The sequence below is a fragment of the Streptomyces sp. NPDC006296 genome, from assembly GCF_040613235.1.
Classification (GTDB): domain Bacteria; phylum Actinomycetota; class Actinomycetes; order Streptomycetales; family Streptomycetaceae; genus Streptomyces.
Map to the genome: position 1 here is coordinate 1 of NZ_JBEXRT010000069.1, position 19,553 is coordinate 19,553.

General features: G+C 71.0%; 15 protein-coding genes. 7 read left to right on the top strand and 8 right to left on the bottom strand.

The annotated features are described in order from the left end of the window. Positions 1-147 precede the first annotated feature (147 nt). On the bottom strand, positions 148-2,973 hold the full coding sequence (secA, locus tag ABZ172_RS29215; protein WP_356888219.1) for a preprotein translocase subunit SecA: 2,826 nt from the start codon (positions 2,971-2,973) through the stop codon (positions 148-150). 241 nt (positions 2,974-3,214) lie between these two features. Here secA and ABZ172_RS29220 point away from each other — a divergent pair, with 241 nt between their 5' ends. Together ABZ172_RS29220 and ABZ172_RS29225 are read left to right on the top strand one after the other, a co-directional pair. Beyond that, a complete protein-coding gene (locus ABZ172_RS29220; protein ID WP_356888221.1) occupies positions 3,215-3,835 on the top strand; it encodes a GNAT family N-acetyltransferase in 621 nt (206 codons plus the stop codon). A 9-nt stretch (positions 3,836-3,844) separates the two neighbouring features. Further along, a complete protein-coding gene (locus ABZ172_RS29225; protein ID WP_356888223.1) occupies positions 3,845-5,020 on the top strand; it encodes a crosslink repair DNA glycosylase YcaQ family protein in 1,176 nt (391 codons plus the stop codon). A 69-nt stretch (positions 5,021-5,089) separates the two neighbouring features. On the opposite strand, the gene ABZ172_RS29230 is transcribed toward ABZ172_RS29225, so the two are convergent. From ABZ172_RS29230 to mtnA, 7 genes are all read right to left on the bottom strand, one after another. Continuing rightward, complete coding sequence (locus tag ABZ172_RS29230; RefSeq protein WP_356888225.1) at positions 5,090-5,842, bottom strand: response regulator transcription factor; 753 nt, start codon at positions 5,840-5,842, stop codon at positions 5,090-5,092. Positions 5,843-6,015: 173 nt separating this feature from the next. Further along, the gene (gene raiA / locus ABZ172_RS29235; protein ID WP_356888227.1) at positions 6,016-6,705 is read right to left on the bottom strand and encodes a ribosome-associated translation inhibitor RaiA; all 690 of its coding nucleotides are present in this window, start codon (positions 6,703-6,705) and stop codon (positions 6,016-6,018) included. Between the two features lie 328 nt (positions 6,706-7,033). Further along, positions 7,034-7,753: a ComF family protein gene (locus ABZ172_RS29240; RefSeq protein WP_356888229.1), complete on the bottom strand. Its 720-nt coding sequence runs from the start codon at positions 7,751-7,753 to the stop codon at positions 7,034-7,036. A 216-nt stretch (positions 7,754-7,969) separates the two neighbouring features. After that, positions 7,970-9,835, bottom strand: coding sequence for an LpqB family beta-propeller domain-containing protein (locus ABZ172_RS29245; protein ID WP_356888231.1), 1,866 nt, complete (start codon positions 9,833-9,835; stop codon positions 7,970-7,972). Next, positions 9,825-11,861 (bottom strand): MtrAB system histidine kinase MtrB, encoded by a 2,037-nt coding sequence (gene mtrB / locus ABZ172_RS29250; RefSeq protein ID WP_356888233.1) that lies wholly within the window; start codon positions 11,859-11,861, stop codon positions 9,825-9,827. Before mtrB ends, ABZ172_RS29245 begins: the two co-directional genes overlap by 11 nt. Before the next feature lies 1 nt (position 11,862). Beyond that, on the bottom strand, positions 11,863-12,540 hold the full coding sequence (mtrA, locus tag ABZ172_RS29255; protein WP_005486885.1) for a two-component system response regulator MtrA: 678 nt from the start codon (positions 12,538-12,540) through the stop codon (positions 11,863-11,865). A 15-nt stretch (positions 12,541-12,555) separates the two neighbouring features. Further along, complete coding sequence (mtnA, locus tag ABZ172_RS29260; protein ID WP_356888235.1) at positions 12,556-13,704, bottom strand: S-methyl-5-thioribose-1-phosphate isomerase; 1,149 nt, start codon at positions 13,702-13,704, stop codon at positions 12,556-12,558. Positions 13,705-13,844: 140 nt separating this feature from the next. On the opposite strand from mtnA, the gene ABZ172_RS29265 reads away from it, so the two are divergent. The 5 genes from ABZ172_RS29265 to ABZ172_RS29285 are packed head-to-tail and all read left to right on the top strand — an operon-like array spanning position 13,845 to position 19,296. After that, the gene (locus tag ABZ172_RS29265; protein WP_356888237.1) at positions 13,845-15,044 is read left to right on the top strand and encodes a glycerophosphoryl diester phosphodiesterase membrane domain-containing protein; all 1,200 of its coding nucleotides are present in this window, start codon (positions 13,845-13,847) and stop codon (positions 15,042-15,044) included. Between the two features lie 4 nt (positions 15,045-15,048). Further along, positions 15,049-15,735, top strand: a complete 687-nt coding sequence (locus ABZ172_RS29270; protein WP_356888239.1) for a DUF4129 domain-containing protein — start codon at positions 15,049-15,051, stop codon at positions 15,733-15,735. Continuing rightward, positions 15,732-16,955, top strand: coding sequence for a DUF4350 domain-containing protein (locus ABZ172_RS29275; protein WP_356888241.1), 1,224 nt, complete (start codon positions 15,732-15,734; stop codon positions 16,953-16,955). Before ABZ172_RS29270 ends, ABZ172_RS29275 begins: the two co-directional genes overlap by 4 nt. Further along, positions 16,952-17,971: a MoxR family ATPase gene (locus tag ABZ172_RS29280; RefSeq protein ID WP_356888243.1), complete on the top strand. Its 1,020-nt coding sequence runs from the start codon at positions 16,952-16,954 to the stop codon at positions 17,969-17,971. Before ABZ172_RS29275 ends, ABZ172_RS29280 begins: the two co-directional genes overlap by 4 nt. 11 nt (positions 17,972-17,982) lie before the next feature. Next, positions 17,983-19,296, top strand: a complete 1,314-nt coding sequence (locus ABZ172_RS29285) for a DUF58 domain-containing protein (protein WP_356888245.1) — start codon at positions 17,983-17,985, stop codon at positions 19,294-19,296. Positions 19,297-19,553 lie beyond the last annotated feature (257 nt).

Sequence of the window (19,553 nt, forward strand, 5' to 3'; positions counted from 1 at the left end):
CACCGACATACCATATAAGTTGTGTGGTGAGGGGTGTACACCGGTTGCATCCACCCCACCCCCGGGCCCCGGCCCGGCCCGGACACCACGTGGTGTCCGGGCCGGGCCGTTTCCCTCGGAGGTCGCCCTCGGAGCTGGTGCCGAGCGCTACTTCTTGCGGCGCCGGCCGCCGGTGCTCTTCTGCGCCTTGCGGCGCTCCGCACGGGTCATCCCGTCGGCCTCGGACCGCGAACCGTCACCGTTGGAGAAGTCGCCCTCGACGACACCGCCCTCGCCGTCCACGGTGGGAGCGGAGAAGTGCAGCCGGTCCGGACGCTGCGGCGCATCCAGGCCCTTGGCGCGGATCTCCGGCCGTCCGCCGGTGGCGGCCGCCACCGGGGCGTCCTTCTTGTCGAGCGAGGGGCGCTCCGCGCCCTCCTCCACCGGGACCTCCTCGACCTGCTGCTCGACCTGGACCTCCAGGTTGAACAGGTAGCCGACGGACTCCTCCTTGATGCCCTCCATCATGGCGTTGAACATGTCGAAGCCCTCGCGCTGGTACTCGACCAGCGGGTCCTTCTGCGCCATGGCCCGCAGGCCGATGCCCTCCTGGAGATAGTCCATCTCGTAGAGGTGCTCACGCCACTTGCGGTCCAGGACGGACAGGACCACGCGCCGCTCCAGCTCACGCATGATGTCCGAGCCGAGCGTCTTCTCGCGCTCCGCGTACTGCTCGTGGATGTCGTCCTTGACGGACTCCGCGATGAAGTCGGCGGTGACGCCGGCCAGGTCGCCCGCGGCCTCCTCCAGCTCCTCGACCGTGACCTTCACCGGGTAGAGCTGCTTGAAGGCGCCCCACAGCCGGTCGAGGTCCCACTCCTCGGCGAAGCCCTCGGCGGTCTCCTGGCGGATGTAGTCGTCGATCGTGTCGTCCATGAAGTGGCGGATCTGGTCCTGCAGATCCTCGCCCTCCAGGACACGGCGGCGCTCGCCGTAGATGACCTCACGCTGCCGGTTGAGCACCTCGTCGTACTTCAGGACGTTCTTACGCGTCTCGAAGTTCTGCTGCTCGACCTGCGACTGCGCGGAGGCGATCGCCCGGGTCACCATCTTGTTCTCGATGGGGACGTCGTCCGGGACGTTGGCCATCGACATGACGCGCTCGACCATCTGCGCCTTGAACAGCCGCATCAGGTCGTCGCCCAGCGACAGGTAGAACCGGGACTCGCCCGGGTCGCCCTGACGGCCGGAACGACCGCGCAGCTGGTTGTCGATGCGGCGCGACTCGTGACGCTCGGTGCCCAGCACGTACAGCCCGCCGAGGTCCTTGACCTCTTCGAACTCCGCCTTCACGGCCTGCTCGGCCTTCTCCAGCGCGGCAGGCAGCGCCGCCGCCCACTGCTCGACGTGCTCGACCGGGTCGAGACCGCGCTGGCGCAGCTCCGCCTCGGCGAGGTCGTCCGGGTTGCCGCCGAGCTTGATGTCGGTGCCTCGGCCGGCCATGTTCGTGGCGACCGTGACCGCGCCCTTGCGGCCGGCCTGGGCGACGATCGTCGCCTCACGGTCGTGCTGCTTGGCGTTGAGGACCTCGTGCTGGACACCGCGCTTGGAGAGCTGCTGCGAGAGGTACTCCGACTTCTCGACGGAGGTCGTGCCGACCAGGATCGGCTGCCCCTTCTCGTGCTTCTCGGCGATGTCGTCGACGACCGCGGCGAACTTCGCGACCTCGGTGCGGTAGATCAGGTCCGACTGGTCGGCGCGGACCATGGGCCGGTTCGTCGGGATCGGCACGACGCCGAGCTTGTAGATCTGGTGGAACTCCGCGGCCTCGGTCATCGCCGTACCGGTCATGCCGGAGAGCTTGCTGTACAGGCGGAAGAAGTTCTGCAGGGTGATCGTGGCGAGCGTCTGGTTCTCGTCCTTGATGTCCACCCCTTCCTTCGCCTCGATGGCCTGGTGCATGCCCTCGTTGTAACGGCGGCCGGCGAGGATACGGCCGGTGTGCTCGTCGACGATCATGACTTCGCCGTCGATGACGACGTAGTCCTTGTCCTTCTTGAAGAGTTCCTTGGCCTTGATCGCGTTGTTGAGGTACCCGACGAGCGGGGTGTTCACCGACTCGTAGAGGTTGTCGATCCCGAGCCAGTCCTCGACCTTGGAGACACCGGGCTCGTGGATCGCCACGGTCCGCTTCTTCTCGTCGACCTCGTAGTCGCCGGTCTCCTCGATGCCCTTCAGCGGGTTGCCCGCCTCACCCCTGGTGAGACGCGTGACCAGCTTGGCGAAGTCGCCGTACCACTTCGTGGCCTGGTCGGCCGGGCCGGAGATGATCAGCGGGGTACGGGCCTCGTCGACCAGGATCGAGTCGACCTCGTCGACGACCGCGAAGTTGTGGCCGCGCTGCACGAGCTCGTCGCTCGACCAGGCCATGTTGTCGCGGAGGTAGTCGAACCCGAACTCGTTGTTCGTGCCGTACGTGATGTCGCAGGCGTACTGCTCACGGCGCTGGGCCGGAGTCATGTTGGCGACGATGCAGCCGACCTCGAGCCCGAGGAACTTGTGCACCCGGCCCATCAGCTCGGAGTCACGCTCGGCCAGGTAGTCGTTCACCGTGATCAGGTGCACGCCCTTGCCGGAGAGCGCGTTGAGATACGCGGGCAGGGTGCCGACGAGGGTCTTGCCCTCACCGGTCTTCATCTCGGCGACGTAGCCGAGGTGCAGGGCGGCGCCGCCCATCATCTGGACGTCGTAGTGGCGCTGTCCGAGGACGCGCTTCGCGGCCTCACGGACCGTCGCGAACGCTTCGGGAAGCAGGTCGTCCAGGCTCTCGCCGTCCGCGTACCGTTCCTTGTACTCGTCGGTGAGCGCCCGCAGCTCGGCGTCGGAGAGGTCGACGAAGTCCTCTTCGATGGAGCTGACCTGGTCCGCGATGCGGTGCAGTTTGCGCAGGATCTTTCCTTCGCCTGCACGCATGAGCTTGTGGAAGACGGACACTGAGGCTGGTCTCCTTGCCGGTCGGGCCTGGCACTGGGTCGTGGTATGGACTCGGGCACGGGCACGGCAGGTGGGCCCCACCGCAACGGCCATCGTAAGCGAGGACCGCACCGCGCCGGGAGGGCTGCCGCCGCGTTGCCTCCACCGCACCCTCGACAGGACAACGGCCGGAGGGCACGGAAGGTGCCGGGAAGCCCGAAAAGTGCTGGCATCCCCCGCACGGGATCCACAGAATCCCTGTATGGAGCCGATCACCCTCACCACCGAGCGCCTGTCGCTGCGCCCTTTCGGCCCGCAGGACGCCGAAGCCCTGTACCTCGCCTGTCAGGATCCCGACATCCAGCGCTGGACGGTCGTCCCCTCCCCGTACTCCCGCGCCGACGCGGCGCTGTGGACGGAGACGCTGTCCCCCGCGGGCTGGCGGGAGGACACGATGTACAACTTCGCGGTGGTCCGCCGCGACGACGGGCCGCTCGTCGGCGCGCTCGGCATCAACCGCTGCAGCCTGCCGGGAACCTTCGAGGTGGGTTTCTGGACGGCGCGGGAGCACCGCGGCGCCGGTCACACGACGGAAGCGGTGCTTGCGGCGGCCCGCTGGGCCTTCACCTCCCTCTCTGCGGACCGCCTCGAATGGCGGGCGGAGATCGGCAACGCCCCGTCCCGGGCGGTCGCGCTGCGTGCGGGTTTCCGCATGGAGGGTGACCAGCGGTCGGGGCTGTTCAACAAGGGGACGCGGCGCGACACCTGGACCGGCGCACTGCTCCCGGCCGACCTGGGGCTGCCCGGCACCCATCCGCACCTGCCGTCCCGGGACGGCCTCCGCCCCCCGGGGGCGGGCACCGATGTCAGTGGTGCGCTCTAGGGTTCGACCATGACGTCTGTGCCGCCGCCCGTCCTGGAGCTCTCCGCCGACCAGGCACGCCGTATCGCCCTGCGGTCCCAGGGCCTCCTGGGTGCTCCGGACCGCCGGGGCGGGGTCCCCGGCGTCCTGCGCCACCTCGGGGCCGTCCAGCTCGACACCATCTCCGTCCTGGCCAGGTCGCACGAGCTGGTGCCGTACGCCCGTCTCGGCGCGCTCGGCCGGCGCACGGTCGACGACGCGTACTGGTCCGGGGGCCGCTCCTTCGAGTACTGGTCGCACGCCGCGTGCATCCTGCCGGTCGAGGAGTGGCCGCACTTCGCGTTCCGGCGCCGCGCCTACCGGTCCCGGCCGCACTGGAACCACGACCTGCCCGACGGCGCCTACGAGACGGTGATCAAGCAGCTGCGCACCGAGGGCCCGTTGACGGCGACCGAGCTGGGCGGCGCGAAGAACGGCGGCGAGTGGTGGGACTGGTCCGCCTCCAAGGTCGCCGTCGAGCGGGCCCTGATGTACGGCGAGGTGGTGTGCACCGAACGGCGCGGCTGGAAGCGGGTCTACGACCTGGCCGAGCGCGCGATCCCGGACACCGTGCTCCACGACGACCTGGACGACGCGGAGTGCCTGCGCCGGCTGGTGGCCCTCGCGGGACGGTCGCTGGGCGTCGGCACCCGGGCGGACATCGCCGACTACCACCGGCTCAAGGCCGAGCAGTTCGACGCCGTGGTGGCGGACTCCGGGCTGGTCCCGGTGTCGGTGCGGGGCTGGGCGAAGCCCGCCTGGGCGCACCCCGAGGCCCTGGCGTCGGAGCCGCGCGGCCGGCACCGCACGACACTGCTGTCCCCGTTCGACTCCCTGATCTGGGAACGGGCGCGCACCGAGCGGATCTTCGGCTTCGCCCACCGCCTGGAGGCGTACGTCCCCCGACCCAAGCGGATCCACGGCTACTTCGCGATGCCGCTGCTGGCGGGCGGTCTGCTGCGGGGCCGGGTCGACCCGGCCAGGGAGGGCACCACTCTGGTCGCCCGCCAGGTGTCCGTGGACGGCCCGAAGTCCGTGCCGCAGATGGCCGAGGCGCTCGTCGAGGCGGCGTCCTGGGTCGGCTGCACGGAGGTGCGGCTGGAGCGCGTCGACGCACCGGAACTGCGTGAGCCGCTCATGGCCGAAATCAGCCGTGCGTTGCGCTGAAGACTGTTCCCCGGGCGCGCCCGGCCGGGGAGGTGACAAGCGGACCAGGGACCGGGCGGGCGTGCCGCGTCACCGGATCTCGAGGATCTTCTCCCGCATGGCGTAGACCACCGCTTCCATCCGGGAGTGCAGCTGGAGTTTCTCCAGGATGTTGCGGACGTGGTTCTTCACCGTGTTCTCGGAGATGAACAACTCCTTGGCGATATCACGGTTGTTCATGCCCGTGGCCACGAGCTTGAGCACTTCGAGCTCACGGTCGGTGAGGCGGGGCGCGGGGACGAGCCGGCGCTCGTCGGTGCGCTGGATCATCGACTTGAACTCGGTGAGGAGCTTGGAGGCCATCGACGGGCTGATCTGGGACTGTCCGTCGGCGACGGCGCGGATGGCCGTGGCGACCTCGTCGGTCGAGATCTCCTTGAGCAGATAGCCGGTGGCACCCGCCTTGATGGCCTCGTAGAGGTCGGCCTCCTCGTCGCTGATCGTCAGCATGATGATCTTCGCGCTGGGGGCCACCTCCTTGATGGAGGTGCAGGCCTCGATGCCGCCGCGCTTCGGCATCCGGACGTCCATCAGCACGATGTCGGGGAGCAGGTCCGCGGCCTTGTCGACCGCCTCGGCCCCGTCCCCCGCCTCGCCGACGACCTGGATGTCCTCCTCCTGCGCGAGAACGATCTCCAGACCTCTGCGGAAGAGCGCATGGTCGTCGACCACGAGCACCCTGATGGGCTCCCCGCGGGCACCGTCGTCGTCCGCGACGGATTCCGCACGGGCCGCGCTGCCGGCGTCGCTCGTCCCGCGCACGGGCCCGAAGGTGTCCGCCATCGTTCCTCCCCCTGAAGCCACTGCCTGAGGTCACAGGCTGTCCGCCAACGGCAGTGCACAGAGCACCGATTGGCCTGGGACGCCCATGATTTCATGCCTGGCCACCGAAGCGGTGCCCCTGAGGTCGCACAGACCTCTCAGAGACACCGCTCACCGGCTGGGACAGGTGACTTTCAGCCGCCGAGAGCGCCGCCCGCGCCACCGGCCTCGTCGGCGGCCAGCGGGTCGGTCCTCAGGTGGATGACACCGTAGTCATAAGCGTGCCTCCGGTAGACGACACTGGACTCCTTGGTCTCGGAGTCGACGAACAGATAGAAGTCGTGGCCGACCAACTCCATCTCGTACAGCGCCTGGTCGAGGGTCATCGGCGCTGCGACGTGCGTCTTCTCGCGGACCACCAGCGGGCCCTCGCCCTGGACCTCGAGCGAACCGATCCTGGTGGTGGGCACCGACGAAGCGGTCTCCTCGGGGACGAACTCGCCGTCCCCGTTCAGCGAGGCGGCCTCGGGGACGGCCTCGGCGACCTCGGCCGCCGACAGCCGGCCGTTACCGCGCCTGCTGTAGCGCTTGTCGTGCTCCTTGCGCAGCCGCGCATCCAGCTTGTCGGTGGCCAGGTCCAGCGCTGCGTACGGGTCGCCTGCCGCGGCTTCCGCCCGGATGACCGGCCCTCGCGAGCGGAGCGTGATCTCCACCCGTGCGGCACGGTCGGCCTGGCGGGGGTTCGGCTCCTTGGACACCTCGACGTCGAGACTGATCACCTTGCCGTCGAACTTCTGGATCTTGTCCAGCTTCAGCTTCTCGGCCACGTGCTTGCGGAACCGCTCGGGCACCTCGGTCTTGCGGCCCTTGACGACGATGTCCACGCAGAACTCCGTTCCCGGATCGCTCCGCTTCGGCGGCGGAGCATCTCCCTTTTGCACCAGGCCCCGGTGATCGCCGGAGCCGCTGACTCGGTGGCTGTCACCTCCTCCTCCCCCGTCGGCGGAGACTTACCCCACCGAATTCCATGCTTCTGGCATACCGGTGAGTCACCTGCCCGAAAGCTGGTGTTGCGTTCGTCGAGGTGGGGAATTCACCGCTCCTCACCACCGAACATAGCCTGCCCACCGCCGTGTCGGCACCCGCTACTCACGCGTACCTCCGACCGGAGGACTTCACCCGCTCACCACCTGCAACGATGCGAGCTTTGCGTCAGTTCCGGTTTATTTCGAAAGCGGCCGGAGAAGCGGCCACGACCGCGGCCCTCAAGGCCTCCGCCGGGACACCGTCCGGACCTCCGGAGGCACGGACCGCGCGGGCCGCCTCGGCCAGTGAGGCACCCGTCGTCAACAGGTCGTCCACCAGCACGACCCGGCCCGCTCCGAGCAGCTCCCGGCCGCCGTCCGCGACCACCAGCGCACCCGCCAGATTCGTCTGCCGGTCCCGGGCCCCCAGCCCCGCCTGGTCCGCCACCGCACGCCGCTGCCGCAGCACCGCGAGCACCCGGGCCCGCGTCCCTCCGCGGCGCAGCTCGGCCGTGGCCGCGACCGCGAGCCGGCGCGCGGGATCGTGCCCGCGCCGCGCGGTGGCCCGTCGCGCCGAGGGCACCGGCACCAGGAGCAGGGGGCCCGCGTCGCCGGAATGCCCCGCTCCGGCCCGCACAGCGGCCGCCAGCGCTCCACCGAGGGCCCCGGCCAGCCCCAGTGCCCCTCGCTCCTTGTGGGCCAGCAGCATCGCGCGTACGGCGTTCTCATAGGGTGCGGCGGCGTGGACCACGGGGAGCCCCACGGGCTCGGGCGCGGGTCTCACCCGGCACGGCCCGGCCTCCAGCGCGGCCGCGCACGACCGGCACAGCTCCGTCCTCGGACTGCCGCAGCCCCCGCAGGCCACGGGCAGCACCAGCCCCACGATCTCCCGCCACCATCTCCGCACGGCTCCACTGTGCCGCGGACACCGCCGGCCCCGCTCGCCCTGTGGAGAACCCCGGCGACCCGCACCCCCGCACCCTGTGGAAAACCCGCCCCGGCGTCCCGCGCGCCGTGCCCCGTGCGCTGCCGGACTGCCCGACTACCGGGCCGCCGGAGCACCCGCGCCCGGCGCGACGGGCGCGCCCCGCCCGTGCGGGAACCCGGTCGGGGCGCGCAGGGCTCAGCCGGGGTAGACCAGCGAGGAGCCGTCCTTGAGGACCGTCTGCCAGTTGTCCCCGGGCGAGAGCTTCACTATCCCGTCGCTCTCGGTGTCGGCCATGAGCGGCAGCTGCTCGTCGTCCGCGGCCGCGACCGCCGTCACCTGGTTCACACCCGGCAGGATCCCGGAGGACGAGCTGGAACCGTCGGCCTGCACGTACCGCACCTGCTGCACCCCGCCTTCCTCCTTGCCGACGACCACGAGGCGGCTGCGGCCCGACCAGGAGACGGCCGTCACGTCGGCGAGCTGGGGCGCCGCCTGGCGCAGGTCCTGCACCGAGACCTGCTCGGCCTCACCCGAACCGTGCCGCTCGACACGGCCGATCTGCAGCGTCGTGTGTCCGTCCCGGGACACCCGCAGGGCGATCCGGACCCCGTCGGCCGACAGGCGCAGGGACTCGATCCGCCCACCGTTCAGGCCCGGTACCGAGACCTCCTGCGGTTCGCCCTCGCCTCCCACCACACGCAGCAGCCTGGAGTTCGAGGGATCGCGGTCGGCGACCCACAGATCTCCCCTGCCGTCCCAGCTCGGCGCCGACAACCGGTCCTCCGCCGCCGCCGCGAGGCTGGTCACCACCGGAGGAGACGGCTCACCGTCCTCCACGAGGGAGGACACGTAGAGGTGCTGCTGATCCGCCGAGACCGCGGCGGCCCGCTGCTCGTCCCGGGACACGCCCACGGCCCCCATGGCGACCGTCCCGCTGCCCAGCGGGCCGATGACCGGCTCAGGGTCGCCACTGCCCTTGCTGCTCCCGGGGATGCGCTGGACACGCCCCTTGTCGTCGACGAAGTACTGGCTGTCGGGGCCCTCCGAGCCGTTGTCCGAGGAGAACTCCTCGGCCTCGTCGGCCCCCAGCGAGCACAGCGGACCGCGCCCACCCTGCAACTCCACCTGCCCCACACGGGCGGACGTCAGGTCCCGCAGCGTGAAGAGCACCTGGGCCGCCATCATCCGGCAGGCACTCTGCCCGACCGTGTCGGCCTTCTTGTTGAGCGGCACCTTCAGGACGTTCTGGTCGTCCGGCGCCAGCGAGGTGACCCCGGTCTTCAGCGCCGTGCCGTCGGGGAACCGCGAGTCGACCACCGGCCGCAACCAGTTCGAAGGGCCGTCCAGCAGCGTCCGCACGGTCTGCGTGGCCGTGTCCATGCGGGTGACCGGATCCGTGCGGTTGCGCACGTAGACCGGGTCGGCGACCAGCGCGGCATCGGCGTCCGCACGCCCGGCGGCGAAGTAGTACTTGTTCACGGACCGGTAGAGGCGCTTGAAGTCGGACTGCCCGAGCACCAGCCCGTCCGGCACGACGTCGATGCGCCACTCCTGCTTGCCGTCCGTCCCCTTCTCCCTGACCAGATGAAGCATCTGGGAGTACTCGGACGGGGCGAGGGGACGGTAGGAGCTCTGCTCGTCGACGGCCGCCACCTGCTCGCCGGTCAGCGTGTAGGTGGTCTCGGTGCTCCGGCGCTCCTTGTCGTGGATCGTGGGCCCGTTGCGGTTGGGCGCCTTCGCGAGCACCGTGGTGCCCCGGGACGGCTGCCAGGTGCGCGCCGCGTCCGCGGTGAGGTACTTGCGGGTGGTACGGAAATCGGGGTCGTCGCTGGTCATCGATTCCAGGAAGCCGTCGACGACCTCGATGGGGGAGGCACCCTCCCGCGGGGCGACGGCGTACACCTGGACCTGCGAATCGCCCGGCTGCGAGGCGTCGACCGCCTTGACGTCACCGGTGACCGGCATCGCCCCGCAGCCGGCCAGCACCACGACGCCGCAGCCCAGCAGCGCGGAGAGCCGCACCGTCCGGCCTCGGCCGCCCCGTCGGCGGTCAGTGTCCACGAGTGGTGTCCTCCTGCTCCGGATGCCGCATCCCGGGGGCGGTGCCCGCGTCCGTCCGGTCCGCGGCGGAACGCGACACCACACGTGCCCCGCTGCCCGGCAGCGCCGCCGGATGGACCGACGCCGGTGTCCGCCCCGCAGCCGGACCGTGTGCCGGCACACCCAGGTGCGAGCGCCCCGCGGCACCCGTCTGGCTCGGCACGGACATCAGCCTGTGTTCCTCCGCTGCCGGCACCGCCTGCTCACGCTCACGGTCCTCGCGGTTGCGCCGGGAGTCCTCCGGTTCCAGCGGTATCGGCGATCCGCGCAGCGGTTCGTCCGCCGTGCGCGGCAGGGTCAGCCGGAACTGCGAACCACCGCCGGGCTCGCCCCACGCCTGCAGCCAGCCCCCGTGGAGACGGGCGTCCTCCACCGCGATCGACAGCCCGAGGCCGGTGCCACCGGTGGTGCGGGCACGGGCCGGGTCCGCACGCCAGAAGCGGTTGAAGACCCGGGTCGCCTCTCCCGGCTTGAGTCCGACGCCGTAGTCCCTGACCGCCACCGCCACGGCTCCCTGGGCGACGCCCATCCGCACGACGACGTCCCGGCCCTCGCCGTGCTCGACGGCGTTCACGACGAGATTGCGCAGGACCCGCTCGACACGGCGCGCGTCGGCCTCCGCGACCACGGGCTGCTCGTCGCCGACCACCCGGATCCGGGTTCCCTTGCACTCGGCCAGCGGCGCGGCGCCACCGATCACCCGTCGGACGACGGTGCGCAGGTCTATGGGCTCCGCCTCCAGCGCGGCGGCCCCCGCGTCGAACCTGCTGATCTCCAGCAGATCGGACAGGAGCGACTCGAACCGGTCCAGCTGGTCGCCCAGCAGCTCCGCGGAACGGGCCGTGACCGGGTCGAAGTCCACACGTGCCTCGTGGATGACGTCGGCGGCCATCCGCACGGTCGTCAGCGGGGTGCGCAGCTCATGGCTGACGTCCGAGACGAAACGCCGCTGCATCCGGGAGAGCTCCTCCAGCTGCTGGATCTTCAGCTGGAGGTTCTGCGCCATCTTGTTGAAGGCCTCACCGAGGCGCGCGATGTCGTCCTCACCGGTGACCTTCATCCGCTCCTGGAGCCGGCCGGCGGAGAGCCTCTCGGCGATCCCCGCCGCCATCCGTACGGGCGTGACGACCTGGCGCACCACGAACCAGGCGATGGCACCGAGCAGCACGACCACGAACAGACCGGCCGTGGCCAGCGTCGTCGTGACCAGGGTCAGCGACTTCTCCTCCTGCGTGAGCGGGAAGAGGTAGTACAGCTCGTACGGGTTGTGGTCGACGTCGTAGAGCCTCTTGCCGACGACGAGCCCCGGCTCCGATGCCTTGCCGTGCGAGTAACGGATCAGCGAGTACGTCTGGAAGGCCCCCGCGCCCTTGCCGACGTCGTCCCGCAGCCGCTGCGGGATGCTCGACGCGTCCACACTGCCCGAGCCGCGCGGGGCACGGCTGGTGGCGGTGCCCTGGCCGACGGAGTCCGCGCTGAGCGCCACCACGTTGAACGCGTTGGCGCCCCCGCTGGCGAGCTGGTCGACGAGCTCCGTGCGCCAGGAGGTGCTGGCCGTCATCCCGTCGGTGCTCTCCTCGCTCTGGTCCCCGGGGACCAGCGGCGCGTTCGCGTTCGTCTGGGCGGCCGCGAACCCGCCGGCCGCCTGGGTCTGCGCGGCCTTGCCCTTCGCCTCCAGCAGGCCGTTACGGACCTGGCCGATCACGACGAAGCCGAGGAGGAGCACCACGGCGATCGACATCAGCAGCGTCCCCGCCACGACACGCAACTGCAGGTTGCGCCGCCACAGGCGGACAGCCGGCAGCAGCGGCCCGCTGATCCACCGCATCAGCAGGCGCGGGACGGGCCCACCGGACGTCCGGTCGCGGAGCAACCGCCGGCCCAGCGGGACTCGGCTCAGCCAGGAAGCAGTCCGTGCCGGACCGGCAGCCCGCTCCGTACGGGCCCCGGGCACCCCCGGTGGCGGAGCAGCGCTGCCCAGGGTCATGTCAGCTCGGTCCGGCCTTGTAACCGACACCGCGGACGGTCACGACGATCTCCGGCCGCTCCGGGTCCTTCTCCACCTTCGAGCGGAGCCGCTGGACGTGCACGTTCACCAGACGGGTGTCGGCGGCGTGGCGGTAGCCCCAGACCTGTTCGAGCAGCACCTCACGGGTGAAGACCTGCCACGGCTTGCGGGCGAGGGCGACCAGCAGGTCGAACTCCAGCGGGGTGAGGGCGATGGACTGCCCCTCCCGCTTCACCGAGTGACCGGCCACATCGATGACGAGGTCACCGATGGCCAGCTGCTCGGGCGCGGGCTCCTCGGACCTCCGCAGACGTGCCCTGATCCGGGCGACCAACTCCTTAGGCTTGAACGGCTTGACGATGTAGTCGTCGGCCCCCGACTCCAGGCCCACCACCACATCCACCGTGTCGCTCTTGGCGGTGAGCATGACGATCGGCACACCGGACTCGGCCCTGATCAGCCGGCAGACCTCGATGCCGTCCCGTCCGGGCAGCATCAGATCCAGCAGCACCAGGTCCGGCTTGGCCTCACGAAAAGCGGCCAGTGCCTTGTCGCCGTCCGCTACGAACGACGGCTCGAAACCTTCTCCACGCAGCACGATGCCGAGCATCTCGGCCAGTGCGGTGTCGTCGTCGACGACAAGGACGCGTCCCTTCATAACGACATCATCCCATTAGCTAATCGTTACCTGCGATGACCTGGCACACAGCTCTGCCAGTCCGACCCCCGTGACCGGGGAAATGACACCCTGCTCCGTGACGATCGCCGTGACCAGTTCGGGCGGCGTGATGTCGAAGGCGGGGTTGTACGCGTTGGCCCCCGAGGGTGCGACGATCATGCCACCGCCTCCGTCGACGGCCGGCACACCCGGCTTCGACGTGATCTCCGTCACCTCCGCCGCGGAGCGCTGCTCCACCACGATCGATGCACCGTCCACCGTTTCCAGATCCACCGTGGTCGTCGGCGCCACGACGATGAACGGCACATGGTGGTACCGCGCCAGCACCGCCAGCGGGTAGCTCCCCACCTTGTTGGCCACCGAGCCGTCCGCCGCGATGCGGTCCGCGCCGATGAGAACGGCGTCCACCTCCCCCGCCGCGAACAGCGAACCCGCCGCATTGTCCGTGAGCAGGCTGTACGGCATCCCGTTGCGGCCGGCCTCGTACGCGGTCAGCCGCGCCCCCTGGAGCAGCGGCCGGGTCTCGTCCACCCACAGCTGCCGCAGGCGGCCCTCGCGGTGCGCCCGGAGAGCCACCGCGAAGGCCGTCCCCGCACCGCCCGACACGAGTGCACCGGTGTTGCAGTGGGTCAGCAGCCGGTGCCCGCCGCCGCCCGGAAGAAGCTCCGACAGCAGTTCCAGACCGTACTGCGCCATCCGCACACTGGCCGCGGCATCCTCCTGGTGCAGCGCGCGCGCCTCGGCGAGCGCCACCGCAGCGGCGGCCTCCGGGACGGCCCCGCTCTCCACCGCCGCCCCGTACGCACGAGCCACCCGACGCGCGCCGTATCCGAGATTCACCGCGGTGGGCCGCGCCTGCTCCAGCAGCTCCGCGGCCTGCGCCACGTCCTCACCCCGGACGGCCGCCAGCGCCACCCCGTAACCGCCGGCGATGCCCAGCAGCGGCGCCCCGCGCACCGCCAGGGTCCGGATCGCCCGCACCAGCGAGGGCACATCGCCACACACCAGCTCGGTCTCCTCGGCGGGCAGCCGCGTCTGGTCGAGGAGGACCACCGCGGAACCTCCCGGAGACTCGTCCCAGCGGAGCACGGAGAGGGCCGGAGGCTCGATACCCACCGGCGTTTGTACGTCCTGATCAGCCATCTGCCCAGTCTGCCCGCTGAACCGCCCGCATAAGAAGGCAGGAAGGAGATACACCGCCAGACCCGCACCGGACCGGCGCGTGGCACGATGGCTGGCAACCTGCCGCCCCGATGAGCGGGCAGGACTGTGAAGGAGCGACCATGAACGACTCTCCGGGCTGGGCTTCGCCCGGATCCGCCCCCTCCGACGGCCAGGAGACGGGCATTCCCCAACCCTCGTCTCCCGTTGACGGAAGCGGACAGTGGTCTCCGGCACAGCCCCCTCCCGGCCAGTGGTCGCCGCCGAGCGCCCCCGGCAACGGACCGGGCGCACCGCCGCCCGCCCCCGGCTGGGGCGGTGCGCCTCAAGGCCCCGGCTGGGGCGGCGCACCCGCGGCCGCGAAGCCCGGCGTCATCCCGCTCCGCCCCCTGGGCGTCGGCGAGATCCTCGACGGAGCCGTGTCCACCATGCGCACCCACTGGCGCACGGTGCTCGGCATCAGCCTCACCGTCTCCGTGATCGCCGAGATCGCGGTCATCCTGATGCAGCGCTACCTCCTGCCCGCGCAGGAGCCCGTCGATCCGAACGCGACCGGCGCGGAAGCCCTCCGCCAGGCCACCGACTCCGCTCAGATGCAGCTGCTCAACAGCGGTCCGAGCACGTTCGTCGCGATGATCGCCACGCTCTTCACCACATCGATCCTCACCGTCGTGATCAGCCGCTCCGTGCTGGGCCGTGGCGTGACGCTCTCCGAAGCATGGGCCGAGGCCCGTCCCCGTCTGCTCCCCCTGCTCGGGCTGACTCTTCTGCTCAGCCTGATGAGCGCGGGGATCATGGCCGTGGGCCTGCTCCCGGGCCTCGTCCTGGGCAGCGGATCGAGTGGCCTCGCCCTGGTCTTCCTCGGCTTCCTCGCCTCCTGTGTCGTCGTCCTGTGGCTGATGATCCGCTTCACGCTGGCAGCACCGGCCCTGATGCTGGAACGACAGTCCGTACTCACCGCGCTCCGCCGGTCCGCGAAGCTGGTCAAGGGCACCTGGTGGCGGACCTTCGGCATCCTGGCGCTCACCTACCTGCTGGTCATCGTGCTGACCCTGGTCATCACGATTCCCTTCGGCATCATCGCGGTGACGCTCGACAGCGGCGGCCTGAGCGAATTCCTCAACAACAGCTCGCAGGACTTCGGCTGGCCCTTCCTGATCGTCACGGGCATCGGTGAAGTGATCGTCTCGACGCTGGCCTATCCCTTCACCGCAGGCGTGATGGCCCTCCTCTACGTCGACCAGCGCATCCGGCGCGAGGCGCTCGACCTGGACCTCGCCCGGGCCGCCGGCGTACCCGGCTACGACACCTCCAGGAGCTGATGCGGTGACGGGCGCGGGGGGCACCGCGGCGATACGGCTCTTCCGGGCGGGCGAGGACGTACCTGTGGTCGTCCCACGCGTCCCCGCCCGCGAGTCCGCCCGGGACGAACTGTCCGACCCGATGTACCACGAGCACGATCCGAACCTCCTCGAACGCGGTCTCGACCACTTCTGGACCTGGCTCGGCGACCTCTTCGCGGGAGCCGCCGGTGCCGCTCCCGGCGGCCCGTTCGGCCTGGTGGTGCTCGTCCTGGCCGTCGTCGGCCCGGCCGCCGTGCTGTGGTGGCGGCTGGGCACACCGAGGCCCGACCCACGCTCTCCGGAGACACTCTTCGGCGGCTCCGCCCGCAGCGCCGCCGACCACCGCGCCGCAGCCTCCGCGCACGCCGAGGCCCGGCGCTGGACCGAAGCGGTCCAGGAACGGATGCGCGCCCTCGTGCGGTCCCTGGAGGACCGTGCCGTGCTCGACCCACGCCCCGGCCGCACCGCGGACGAGGCGGCCACCGAGGCCGGCCGGACGATGCCGGCGCACGCCGAACGGCTCCGCATCGCGGCCCGGGCCTTCGACGACGTCACGTACGGCGGTCGCACCGCCGACGAGACCATGTACGTGACTCTCCGCGCCCTCGACCTGGACCTCGGGGCGACCAAGCCGTCGGCCACCGGCGCGGCCCCGGGGTCCGCCGGATGACCGCCGTGGCCTTTCCCAGCACCTCGGAATCCCGCACTCCCCAACAGGTCTGGCGGCGCGTCCGAGGAGTGCTGTGCGCCGTCCTCGTCCTCGTCGTCGGTGGGGTCGCCCTCGCCGCCGTGCGCTCCGGCGGCCAGCACGGCCGGCTGGATCCCCGGTCCGCGGACCCGCAGGGAAGCAGGGCCGTCGCCGAACTCCTCGATGAACGTGGCGTATCCGTCGACGTCGCCACCACCTTGGAGGAGGCCGCAGGAGCGGCGGGCCCGGACACGACCCTGCTCGTCACCGCCCCCAACCTGCTGACCACCGGCCAGCAGCGACGCCTCCGCACCGCCACGGCCGACTCCGCGGGGCGTACCGTCCTCATCGCCCCCGACGGACCCACCGCGGCCCGTCTCGCTCCCGGGGCACGCCCCGAGGCGCGCGGTCCGGTGACGGCCCGTGCCCCGGGTTGTTCCCTCCCCGCTGCCCGCGCCGCGGGATCCGCCGAGCTGGGCGGTATCCACTACGGGACCGACAGCCCCGACGCCACCTCCTGCTATCCGGACGACGGACTCGCCCCGATGCTCGTCCTGCCGGGACGGGGAGCGGGCGACACCGTGCTGCTCGGTTCCTCCGATCTTCTCCACAACGACCGTCTCGACCAGCAGGGCAACGCCTCGCTGGGGATGCAACTCCTCGGGTCCCGCCCGCATCTCGTCTGGTACCTCCCCTCGCTCGATGATCCTTCCGCAGCCGGCGGCCCAGGTGGTCAGGACGGCATCGGTGGCGAGGGAGCGGGAGGAGCGAGCGGCTTCCTCGGCCTCATCCCCCAGGGATGGCTCTGGGCCACCCTCCAACTCGCCTTCGCCGCCGTGCTGGCCGCGGTCTGGCGCGCCCGGCGCTTCGGCCCCCTGGTCACCGAACGGCTGCCGGTGGCCATCAGGGCCTCCGAATCCACCGAAGGACGCGCACGCCTCTACCGCAAGGCCGACGCCCGCGACCGTGCCGCCGCCACGCTGCGGTCCGCCACACGCACCCGCATCTCCCCTCTCGTCGGCGTGTCCACGCGGGACGCCGATTCCCCCGCGGTGCTCCTTCCCGCCGTCGCCGCACGGATCGGTGATCCGTGCCGTGACCCCGGTGCCCTTCTCTTCGGACCGGCTCCGGCCGACGACGCCGCGCTCGTCCTTCTGACCGATCAACTCGACGCCCTCGAAAGAGAGGTACGCACCTCATGAGCGCCCCGACCCCGGAGACCGCTGAACTCGCGGCTACCGCTGACGCGCCTGCGGCCACCGCGCACTCCGACAGCGCCCGCGCATCACTGGAAGCTCTGCGCTCCGAGATCGCGAAGGCCGTGGTCGGCCAGGATCCGGCCGTCACCGGGCTGGTCGTCGCGCTCCTGTGCCGGGGCCATGTGCTTCTGGAAGGCGTACCAGGCGTCGCGAAGACCCTCCTGGTCCGCGCCCTCGCCGCCTCGCTGGAACTGGACACCAAGCGTGTCCAGTTCACCCCCGACCTGATGCCGAGCGATGTCACGGGCTCACTCGTCTACGACGCCCGCACCGCTGAGTTCTCCTTCCAGCCCGGCCCGGTGTTCACCCATCTCCTGCTCGCCGACGAGATCAACCGCACCCCTCCCAAGACACAGTCGTCCCTTCTGGAGGCCATGGAGGAGCGCCAGGTCACCATCGACGGATCGCCTCGGCCACTGCCCGATCCCTTCCTGGTCGCGGCCACGCAGAACCCGGTGGAGTACGAGGGGACCTACCCGCTCCCAGAAGCCCAACTGGACCGCTTCCTGCTCAAACTGACCGTCCCCCTCCCCACGCGCGAGGACGAGATCAACGTCCTCACTCGCCACGCGGACGGGTTCGACCCCCGGGATCTCAAGGCCGCAGGCATTCGGCCCGTGGCCGGCCCGGCCGACCTCGAAGCTGCGCGCGCGGCCGTGGCCAGAACCTCGGTCTCCCCCGAGATCGCCGCCTATGTCGTGGATATCTGTCGCGCCACCCGAGAATCCCCCTCGCTCACCATGGGCGCCTCTCCCCGAGGCGCTACCGCTCTTCTTTCCACCGCACGGGCATGGGCCTGGCTCACAGGCCGGGACTACGTCATCCCGGACGATGTGAAGGCCCTGGCTCTTCCCACGCTCCGCCATCGCATACAGCTGCGACCGGAAGCAGAGATGGAGGGAGTCACTGCGGACTCCGTCATCACCGCTGTCCTCGCCCACGTGCCCGTCCCCCGGTGAGGCGGTGACCTATGGCCCTCACCGGACGAGCCGCTCTGGTGGCGGCTCTGGGATCACTCCCCGTAGGCATCCTGGCCCCGAGCTGGACGGGCATGCTCGCGGTCAATCTCCCGCTGTCATTGGCAATTCTGTGCGACTACGCCCTGGCAGCGCCAGTGCGCAGCCTGCAGTTCACCCGATCCGGTGACACATCCGTTCGACTCGGTGACACTGCTTCCGTGCAACTCAGCGTGACCAATCCGTCCGGGCGTCGCCTCCATGCCCACCTCCGAGATGCCTGGCCCCCGAGCAGTTGGACATCGGAGGCCGAACAGGCCGCGTCCCGGCACCGGTTCGCCGTACCCCCCGGGGAACGGCGGCGCCTGGTCACGCTCCTCCGGCCGTCGCGGCGGGGGGACCGCCGGGCGGACCGCGTGACCGTCCGGTCCTTCGGGCCGCTCGGGCTCGCGGCGCGTCAGGGGCATCACCGCGTGCCCTGGGACGTCCGGGTCCTGCCGCCCTTCACCAGCCGCAAGCATCTGCCGTCACGGCTCGCCCGGCTGCGGGAGCTCGACGGCCGCACCAGCGTCCTCACGCGCGGGGAAGGCACCGAGTTCGACAGCCTGCGGGCCTACGTGCCGGGGGACGACACCCGCTCCATCGACTGGCGGGCCACCGCGCGCCAGTCCGCGGTGGCCGTCCGCACCTGGCGCCCCGAGCGTGACCGCCACGTCCTCGTGGTCCTGGACACGGGACGCACGTCGGCGGGCCGGGTGGGCGACGTCCCGCGGCTGGACGCCGCCCTGGACGCCACGCTTCTGCTGACCGCCCTCGCGACCCGTGCCGGCGACCGCGTGCAGCTGCTCGCCTACGACCGGCGTGTCCGGGCCCGGATGCAGGGCGGTGCGACGGCGGGGGACGTCCTGTCGACCCTCGTGGGGACCCTGGCCACGCTGGAGCCGGAACTCGTGGAGACCGACACACGAGGCCTCGCCACAGCCGCACTGGCCCACGCGTCCGGCGGTTCCCTGATCGTGCTGCTCACGAGTCTGGACGCCGCGCCGGTCGAAGAGGGCCTCCTGCCGGTCCTCCCGCAGCTCACCCGTCGCCACACGGTCCTGGTCGCGGCTGTCGCCGACCCGCACGTCGAGGAGATGGCGCGGGCCCGGGGCACGGTGGACGCGGTGTACGAGGCGGCTGCCGGTACTCAGGCACAGGCCGAGCGACGGCGCACTGCGGACCAGCTCCGCCGTCATGGCGTCACGGTCGTCGATGCCGCACCCGACGCTCTCGCTCCCGCGCTGGCGGACGCCTATCTCGCGCTGAAAGCCGCCGGTCGGCTGTAGACGTACCGGTGGGCAGGCCGACGGGGAACGCCGGTGCCTCTCCTGTCGGTGGGTGAGTCGCCCTGCGGTCGCAGTGGGATGTCCCCGTGTGCAGCTGATCCGTCGAAGACAGTCCGGCCGGCATTCTCGCGGGCTGCTCTGGCGTGCGGTGGTCGGGGTGACCGGTCCCGGAACGCAGAAAAGCCCCGTGCCACAAGGGCACGGGGCTTTCCCGGAATAATTGTTCGGCGGCGTCCTACTCTCCCACAGGGTCCCCC

What these genes read in the sequence shown, in the direction of transcription:
- ABZ172_RS29275 (WP_356888241.1), top strand. Translation starts at nt 15,732, where the DNA reads ATGACCGCCGTGGCCTTTCCCAGCACCTCGGAATCCCGCACTCCCCAA.
- ABZ172_RS29225 (WP_356888223.1), top strand. Translation starts at nt 3,845, where the DNA reads ATGACGTCTGTGCCGCCGCCCGTCCTGGAGCTCTCCGCCGACCAGGCA.
- ABZ172_RS29280 (WP_356888243.1), top strand. Translation starts at nt 16,952, where the DNA reads ATGAGCGCCCCGACCCCGGAGACCGCTGAACTCGCGGCTACCGCTGAC.
- ABZ172_RS29285 (WP_356888245.1), top strand. Translation starts at nt 17,983, where the DNA reads ATGGCCCTCACCGGACGAGCCGCTCTGGTGGCGGCTCTGGGATCACTC.
- mtrA (WP_005486885.1), bottom strand. Translation starts at nt 12,540, where the DNA reads ATGAAGGGACGCGTCCTTGTCGTCGACGACGACACCGCACTGGCCGAG.
- ABZ172_RS29230 (WP_356888225.1), bottom strand. Translation starts at nt 5,842, where the DNA reads ATGGCGGACACCTTCGGGCCCGTGCGCGGGACGAGCGACGCCGGCAGC.
- ABZ172_RS29220 (WP_356888221.1), top strand. Translation starts at nt 3,215, where the DNA reads ATGGAGCCGATCACCCTCACCACCGAGCGCCTGTCGCTGCGCCCTTTC.
- ABZ172_RS29265 (WP_356888237.1), top strand. Translation starts at nt 13,845, where the DNA reads ATGAACGACTCTCCGGGCTGGGCTTCGCCCGGATCCGCCCCCTCCGAC.
- mtrB (WP_356888233.1), bottom strand. Translation starts at nt 11,861, where the DNA reads ATGACCCTGGGCAGCGCTGCTCCGCCACCGGGGGTGCCCGGGGCCCGT.
- mtnA (WP_356888235.1), bottom strand. Translation starts at nt 13,704, where the DNA reads ATGGCTGATCAGGACGTACAAACGCCGGTGGGTATCGAGCCTCCGGCC.